At 68.4% G+C, this 7,990-nt stretch carries 7 protein-coding genes; 5 read left to right on the top strand and 2 right to left on the bottom strand.

Features of this window, described 5'->3' with window-relative positions:
- Positions 1 to 180 (bottom strand): hypothetical protein (locus GAK38_RS18075; RefSeq protein ID WP_325346359.1); only part of this gene is annotated, 180 nt, incomplete at its 3' end.
- A 94-nt stretch (positions 181 to 274) separates the two neighbouring features.
- Here GAK38_RS18075 and grpE point away from each other — a divergent pair.
- The 3 genes from grpE to dnaJ all read left to right on the top strand — a co-directional run bounded on the left by grpE (position 275) and on the right by dnaJ (position 4,091).
- Complete coding sequence (gene grpE, locus GAK38_RS18070) at positions 275 to 838, top strand: nucleotide exchange factor GrpE (protein ID WP_325346358.1); 564 nt, start codon at positions 275 to 277, stop codon at positions 836 to 838.
- A gap of 80 nt (positions 839 to 918) precedes the next feature.
- Positions 919 to 2,868, top strand: a complete 1,950-nt coding sequence (dnaK, locus tag GAK38_RS18065; protein WP_325346357.1) for a molecular chaperone DnaK — start codon at positions 919 to 921, stop codon at positions 2,866 to 2,868.
- A 98-nt stretch (positions 2,869 to 2,966) separates the two neighbouring features.
- Positions 2,967 to 4,091, top strand: coding sequence for a molecular chaperone DnaJ (gene dnaJ, locus GAK38_RS18060; RefSeq protein ID WP_325346356.1), 1,125 nt, complete (start codon positions 2,967 to 2,969; stop codon positions 4,089 to 4,091).
- A gap of 81 nt (positions 4,092 to 4,172) precedes the next feature.
- Here the strand turns inward: dnaJ and GAK38_RS18055 are convergent, their stop codons facing one another.
- Positions 4,173 to 5,183 (bottom strand): tripartite tricarboxylate transporter substrate binding protein, encoded by a 1,011-nt coding sequence (locus GAK38_RS18055; RefSeq protein ID WP_325346355.1) that lies wholly within the window; start codon positions 5,181 to 5,183, stop codon positions 4,173 to 4,175.
- Positions 5,184 to 5,385: 202 nt separating this feature from the next.
- Between GAK38_RS18055 and GAK38_RS18050 the strand changes: the two genes are divergently transcribed.
- Both GAK38_RS18050 and GAK38_RS18045 read left to right on the top strand, forming a co-directional pair.
- Positions 5,386 to 7,197, top strand: coding sequence for an IlvD/Edd family dehydratase (locus GAK38_RS18050; protein ID WP_325346354.1), 1,812 nt, complete (start codon positions 5,386 to 5,388; stop codon positions 7,195 to 7,197).
- A 60-nt stretch (positions 7,198 to 7,257) separates the two neighbouring features.
- Positions 7,258 to 7,956, top strand: coding sequence for a GntR family transcriptional regulator (locus tag GAK38_RS18045; protein ID WP_443089240.1), 699 nt, complete (start codon positions 7,258 to 7,260; stop codon positions 7,954 to 7,956).
- Positions 7,957 to 7,990 lie beyond the last annotated feature (34 nt).

Genomic DNA, 7,990 nt, shown 5'->3' with positions numbered 1-7,990 from the left:
TTGGGGATCGTGGGCAACGCCGCCGTTCGGGCGGCTATCGCTGCGTTCTTCGTTTTCGTCTTGCTCGTCGGCATACATGCTCCTCATTGACATGCTATGCCTCACACACAAAATTTCGGACAGGCTCGAAGTGCCGCCTTCCAGTCCATCCGTGCCGCAGGGTTCTTGCAGAACCTTCAATTCCTTGTCTTGAAAATGGGTTTGCAGCGCCCATGTGGCGCTTGTCGCGCCCCCGGCGCCCGTTCACCCACTTCCTTCATCGCCCTAGAAACGCATGACCGAACCGCAATCCACCCCCTCCCCGCAGCCGGCAGACGCCGCCGCCCAGAGCCCGGAAGAACTGGAAGCGGCGCTGCACGCCCACACGGCCGACGAGATCGCCCGTCTGCAAGGCGAACTGGCCACGCTCCAGAGCAAGAGCGCCGATCTGGCCGACCAGTACCTGCGCGCCAAGGCCGAGGCCGAGAACGCCCGCCGCCGTGCCGAGGAAGACGTCGCCAAGGCCCGCAAGTTCGGGATCGAGGGCTTCGCCGAAGCCCTGTTGCCGGTGATCGACAGCCTCGAAGCGGCCCTGGCCATCAAGGAAGCCACGCCCGAACAGCTGCGCGAAGGCTCCGACGCCACGCTGCGCCAGCTCGTCTCGGCATTGGAGCGCAACAAGGTCACGGCGATCGCGCCGGCGGCCGGAGCCAAATTCGACCCGCACCAGCACCAGGCGATCAGCGTGGTGCCGGCCGAGCAGGAGCCCAACACCGTCGTCGGTGTTCTGCAAAAGGGCTACGTGATCGCCGACCGCGTGCTGCGTCCGGCCCTCGTGACCGTGACCGCTCCCAAGTAAGCCCCACAGCCCCTTGAAACGGTCAAAGTTATCCACAACTCGTACACCATCCAAACCATTGCAGTCGCTGGAGAAGAAACATGGGAAAAATCATCGGTATCGACCTGGGCACCACCAACAGCTGCGTGTCCGTCCTCGAAGGCAACACGCCTAAAGTCATCGAGAACGCCGAAGGCGCGCGCACCACGCCGTCGATCATCGCGTACCAGGAAGATGGCGAGATCCTCGTCGGCGCCTCGGCCAAGCGCCAGGCGGTGACGAACCCGAAGAACACGCTCTACGCCGTCAAGCGCCTGATCGGCCGCAAGTTCACCGAGAAGGAAGTGCAGAAGGACATCGACCTGATGCCCTACACCATCGCCGCTGCCGACAACGGCGACGCCTGGGTGGAAGTGCGCGGCAAGAAACTCGCGCCGCCGCAGGTCAGCGCCGAAGTGCTGCGCAAGATGAAGAAGACGGCCGAGGACTACCTCGGCGAGCCGGTGACCGAGGCGGTCATCACCGTGCCCGCGTACTTCAACGACGCCCAGCGCCAAGCCACCAAGGACGCCGGCCGCATCGCGGGCCTCGACGTCAAGCGCATCATCAACGAGCCGACCGCCGCCGCGCTGGCCTTCGGCCTCGACAAGAAGGACAAGGGCGACCGCAAGATCGCTGTGTACGACCTGGGCGGCGGCACGTTCGACGTCTCGATCATCGAGATCGCCGACGTGGACGGCGAAAAGCAGTTCGAGGTGCTGTCGACCAACGGCGACACCTTCCTCGGCGGCGAGGACTTCGACCAGCGCGTGATCGACTACATCATCACCGAGTTCAAGAAGGAACAGGGCGTCGACCTGAGCAAGGACGTGCTGGCCCTCCAGCGCCTGAAGGAAGCCGCCGAGAAGGCCAAGATCGAGCTGTCGTCCTCGGCCGCGACCGACATCAACCTGCCCTACATCACCGCCGACGCCTCGGGCCCGAAGCACCTGAACATCAAGCTCACGCGCGCCAAGCTCGAAAGCCTAGTCGAGGAGCTGGTCGAGCGCACCATCGCACCCTGCCGCACGGCCATCAAGGACGCCGGCATCAGTGTCTCCGACATCGACCACGTGATCCTGGTCGGCGGCCAGACCCGCATGCCCAAGGTGCAGGAGAAGGTCAAGGAGTTCTTCGGCAAGGAGCCGCGCAAGGACGTGAACCCCGACGAAGCCGTGGCCGTCGGCGCCGCGATCCAGGGCCAAGTGCTCTCGGGCGACCGCAAGGACGTGCTGCTGCTCGACGTGACCCCGCTGTCGCTGGGCATCGAGACGCTGGGCGGCGTGATGACCAAGATGATCTCGAAGAACACCACGATCCCGACGAAGTTCGCGCAGACCTTCTCGACCGCCGACGACAACCAGCCGGCCGTGACGATCAAGGTGTTCCAGGGCGAGCGCGAGCTGGCCTCGGCCAACAAGCTGCTCGGCGAGTTCAACCTCGAAGGCATCGCGCCGGCGCCGCGCGGCACACCGCAGATCGAGGTCTCGTTCGACATCGACGCCAACGGCATCCTGCACGTGGGCGCCAAGGACAAGGCCACCGGCAAGGAAAACAAGATCACCATCAAGGCCAACTCGGGCATCTCCGAGGAGGAGATCCAGCGCATGGTGAAGGACGCCGAGCTCAACGCCGCCGAGGACAAGAAGAAGGTCGAGCTGGTGCAGGCCCGCAACCAGGGCGAGGCCACGCTGCACAGCGTGAGGAAGAGCCTCGGCGAGCACGGCGACAAGCTCGATGCGGCCGAGAAGGGGAAGGTCGAGGCCGCTGCCAAGGAGCTGGAAGAAGCGCTCAAGGGCGAGGACAAGGACGTCATCGAGGCCAAGTCCACCGCGCTGCTGACCGCCAGCCAGGTGCTCGGCGAGAAGATCTACGGTGACGCGGCCCAGGCGGCGCAGGCCGCCCAGGCTGGCGCAACCGGCGGCGCGGGCGCCCAGACCGATGCCGGCGCGGCCCGCCCGGCCGACGACAACGTCGTCGACGCCGAGGTCAAGGAAGTCAAGAAGGGCTGACGCCGCCGCCCCTGCCTTCGCCGCGCGGCGGCCCCACCGGGCTGCCGCGCGGCGCTTCCGTTCCACGGGGGCCACAGACGCCTCCCTGAAGAAAGATCATGGCCAAAAGAGATTACTACGAGGTTCTGGGCGTGCCCAAGAATGCCTCGGACGACGAGATCAAGAAGGCGTATCGCAAGCTCGCGATGAAGCACCACCCCGACCGCCACCAGGGTGAGGCGGGCAAGATGGCCGAGGAGAAGTTCAAGGAGGCCAAGGAGGCCTACGAGATGCTCTCGGATGCGCAGAAACGCGCGGCGTATGACCAGTACGGCCACGCCGGCGTCGCTTCGAACCGCGGCGGCGGCGAGGGCTTCAACGGCGGCTTCGCCGAGGCCTTCGGCGACATCTTCGGCGAGATGTTCGGCGGCGGGCGGCGCGGCGCGGGCGGCCGGCAGGTCTACCGCGGCAGCGACCTGAGCTACGCGATGGAGATCACGCTGGAGGAAGCCGCGCGCGGCAAGGATGCGCAGATCCGCATCCCGAGCTGGGAGGACTGCGAGACCTGCCACGGCAGCGGCGCCAAGCCCGGCACCAGCGCCAAGACCTGTAGCGCCTGCGGCGGCACCGGCACGGTGCAGATGCGCCAGGGCTTCTTCAGCGTGCAGCAGACCTGCCCGCACTGCCGTGGCACCGGCAGGATCATCCCCGAGCCCTGCCCCGCCTGCCACGGCCAGGGCAAGCTCAAGCGTCAGAAGACGCTGGAGGTGAAAATTCCCGCCGGCATCGACGACGGCATGCGCATCCGCAGCGTGGGCAACGGCGAGCCCGGCACCAACGGCGGGCCGCCCGGCGACCTGTATATCGAGATCCGCACGAAGAAGCATGACATCTTCGAGCGCGACGGCGACGACCTGCACTGCGAGGTGCCGGTCAGCTTCATCACCGCCGCGCTCGGCGGCGAGATCGAGGTGCCGACGCTGGCCGGCAAGGCCGCGATCGACATCCCCGAGGGCACCCAGCACGGCAAGCAGTTCCGCCTGCGCGGCAAGGGCATCAAGGGCGTGCGGTCGAGCTATCCCGGCGACCTGTACTGCCACATCGCGGTGGAGACGCCGGTCAAGCTCACCGAGCACCAGCGCAAGCTGCTGCGCGAGCTCGACGAGTCGCTCAAGAAGGGCGGCGCCCGCCACTCGCCGACCGGCGAGAGCTGGACGGACCGGCTGAAGAGCTTCTTCAGCTGAATACGCCCCCTGGCAGCAACGCCTGGCCTGCTCCCTGAGCGCGCCAGGCGTTCGTACACCTGGAGGGTATGTGGCGAGGCGCTATTCGGGCTGAATGTTCGCCTCCTTGATGACCTTGCTCCAGCGCGCCACCTCGTCGCGGATCTGCGCGCGCGCCTGCTCCGGCGTGGTGTAGACCGGCACCGCGCCCTGGGCGACGAGCGCGTCCTTCACGTCCTGCTGCGCGAGGATGCCCTTGAGCGCGGCGCTGAGCTTGGCGACGATGGGCGCCGGCGTGCCCGCGGGCGCGAGCAGGCCGAACATCGAGCTCACCTCGAAGCCCGCGAGCCCCGCTTCTGCCGCGGTCGGCACATCGGGCAGCGCGGCCACGCGCTGCGGCGTGGTCGTGGCCAGCGCGCGCAGGCGGCCGCCCCTGATGAACGACTGCGTGGCCGGCAGCGTGTCGAACACCACGTCCACCTGCCCGCCCATGAGGTCATTGAGCGCCGGGCTGCTGCCCTTGTAGGGCACGTGGACGATCTTCACGCCGGCCTGCCGCTTGAACAGCTCGGCCGCGAGATGCTGTGGCGAGCCGTTGCCCGAGGAGCCGTAGTTGAGCCCGTCGGGCTTGCTCTTGGCCAGCGCGATGAACTCCGCGAGGTTCTTCGCCTGGACCGACGGACCCACGGTCACGACCAGCGGCACGCGGCCGACGATCGAGATCGGCGCGAAGCTCTTCTCCATGTCGAAGCCGGCGGTCGCGGCCTGCAGCACGCTGTTGATCGAATGGCTGGTCAGCGCGCCGAGCAGCAGCGTGTAGCCGTCGGGCTTCTCCTTGGCGACCGCCGCGGCGCCGAGATTGCCGGCCGCGCCGGCCTTGTTCTCGACCACCACCGGCTGGCCGAGCGCGGTGCCGAGCTTCTGGCCGACCACGCGGCCGATCACGTCGGTCGCGCCGCCGGGCGTATAGGGAACGACGAGCCGGATCGGCCGCTCGGGCCAAGCCGCGTCGTTGGCGCGGGCCGGCAGCGCGGCAGCGCCAAGGCCGGCGGCCAGCGCGGCCGCGAGCAGGCAGCGCCGCCCGGCACGGGTCGCAGGGGGAAGGGATTGCACGATGGGCTCCTTGGTTGTCGTTGCGAAATGGACACATGTGCCGGCCCCGCCGCGGTCACACCCATCGGAATCTAGTCAATTATATTATTAATAATATAGGTGATAACACCGACGACAAGAAGTGCCGGGCCGTCCTATCCTGCGGCTCGGGCCGGGCTCCACGCAGGGAGCACCACCGCCTTCCCCCGACCTTCCGCACGCCATGACCGACTCCGACACTTCCGACGGCGCCGCCCCGCGCCACGACATCGCCCCAGCCGACGCCGCCACCGGCATCTCCAAGGGCCTCACCAACTACGGCGACCGCGGCTTCTCGCTGTTCCTGCGCAAAGCCTTCATCAAGGGCGCGGGCTACACCGACTCCGCACTGGACCGACCGGTCATCGGCATCACCAACACCGGCAGCAGCTACAACCCCTGCCACGGCAACGCACCGCAACTCATCGAGGCGGTCAAGCGCGGCATCCTGCTGGCCGGCGGGTTGCCGATGGACTTCCCGACGATCTCGATCCACGAGAGCTTCTCGCAGCCCACGAGCATGTACCTGCGCAACCTCATGTCGATGGACACCGAGGAGCTCATCCGCGCGCAGCCGATGGACGCGGTCGTGCTCATCGGCGGCTGCGACAAGACCGTGCCGGCGCAGCTCATGGGCGCGGCCTCGGCCGGCATTCCGGCGATCCAGCTCATCACCGGCTCGATGCTCACCGGCAGCCACCGCAGCGAGCGCGTGGGCGCCTGCACCGACTGCCGCCGCTACTGGGGCAGGTTCCGCGCCGAGGAGATCGATGCCGCCGAAATTTCCGAGGTCAACGACCAGCTCGTCGCGAGCGTGGGCACCTGCTCGGTCATGGGCACGGCCAGCACCATGGCCTGCATCGCCGAGGCGCTCGGCATGACGGTGCCCGGCGGCGCCTCGCCGCCCGCGGTGACGGCCGACCGCATCCGCATCGCCGAGCAGACCGGCACCGAGGCCGTGCGCATCGCGCGCGAGCACCTGACCGTCGACAGGATCCTCACGCCCGCCGCGTTCGAGAACGCGCTGCGCGTGCTACTCGCGATCGGCGGCTCGACCAACGGCATCGTCCACCTTGCGGCCATCGCGGGCCGCGTGGGCTACGACATCGACTTCGAGGCGCTCGACCGCATGGGCCGCGAGACGCCGGTACTGCTCGACCTCAAGCCCTCGGGCGACCACTACATGGAGGACTTCCACCATGCCGGCGGCATGGCCACCCTGCTGCGCGAATTGAAGCCGCTGCTCAACCTCGACGCGCTCACCGTCACCGGCCGCACGCTCGGCGAGGAGATTGAGCGCGCCGGCCCGGGTTTCGCGCAGGACGTGGTGCGCCCGCGCAGCAATCCGATCTACCCGCAGGGCGGCATCGCGGTGCTGCGCGGCAACCTCGCGCCGGGCGGCGCGATCATCAAGCAGTCGGCCGCGCATCCGAAGCTCATGGAGCACGAAGGCCGCGCCGTGGTGTTCGAGAACGCGGCCGACCTGGCCGAGCGCATCGACCGCGACGACCTCGACGTGACGGCCGACGACATCCTCGTGCTCAAGAACATCGGCCCCAAAGGCGCTCCGGGCATGCCCGAGGCCGGCTACATCCCGATCCCGCGCAAGCTCGCGCGCGCCGGCGTGAAGGACATCGTGCGCATCTCCGACGGGCGCATGAGCGGCACGGCGTTCGGCACCATCGTGCTGCACGTCACGCCCGAGGCGGCCATCGGCGGGCCGCTGGCCTATGTCAGGAACGGCGACCGCATCCGCCTGAGCGTGAAGAACCGCGAGATCGCCCTGCTGGTCGGCGACGAAGAACTGGCCCGCCGCGCGGAAGACAAGCCGGTCGCCGTGCCGACGGCCGAGCGCGGCTACCGCACGCTGTTCCTCACCACGGTCAACCAGGCCGACCAGGGCGTGGATTTCGACTTCCTGCGGGCTGTGGAGGCGCGCGGCAGCGTGCCGAGCGTCGATCCATCGCGCGGCAGCGTGCCGGGCGCCAAGGGATGAACCCTGCCGGCGCGTCGGCCACAATGGCGGCCTTTCCCATCCGCCCATGCCAGCGCGCCGATGTCCGTTTTGCCCGCTTCCCTCCTGCTCTCCGACCACCACGAAGACCCGGCCGCCCCGGCCGATGCGCTCGGCGCGATGGTCGCCGCGCTCGAGGAAGACGTGGTCTTCGGCCGGCTGCATCCGCGCGAGCGGCTGGTGGAGGACGAGCTCATGGAGCGCTTCGGCGTCAAGCGCCATGTCGCGCGCGAAGCGTTGGCCGCGCTCGACCGCATGGGCCTCGTGGAGCGGCGCAAGAACGTCGGCGCGCTGGTGCGCTCGTTCTCGGTGCAGGAGGTCGAGGAGCTCTACGAACTGCGCGGCCTGCTCGAAACCGAGGCCGCGCGCCGCATCGCGCTGCCAGCGGCGGCCGCGCGGCTCGACCGGCTCGTCGCGATCCAGCAGCGCCACGACGCGGCCGTGGCCGCGGGCGATGCGCGCCGGGTGTTCCGTACCAACCTCGCCTTCCACGAGGAGCTGTTCAGCCTCGCGGGCAACGAGACGCTGCGCCAGGCGATCGCCGAATATGCGCGGCAGACGCATCCGATCCGCTTCGCCTCCCTCGTCTCGGCCGGCTACCGCGAACGCGCGCGGCAGGAGCACTGGCAGATGATCGAGGCGCTGCGCGCGGGCGACCGCGACAGCCTCGTGGCGCTCTGTGCGGCGCACCTGCTGCCGTCGCGCGATGCCTACCTTGATGCGCAGCGGCAGCGGCTCTGAGCAATACACCCCCCATTATCATCTCACAGCGCTT

The sequence above is a fragment of the Xylophilus sp. genome, from assembly GCA_009914555.1.
In the GTDB taxonomy this organism is placed as follows: Bacteria; Pseudomonadota; Gammaproteobacteria; order Burkholderiales; family Burkholderiaceae_C; genus WNDY01.
This window is presented reverse-complemented; position numbering and strand designations above follow the sequence as displayed.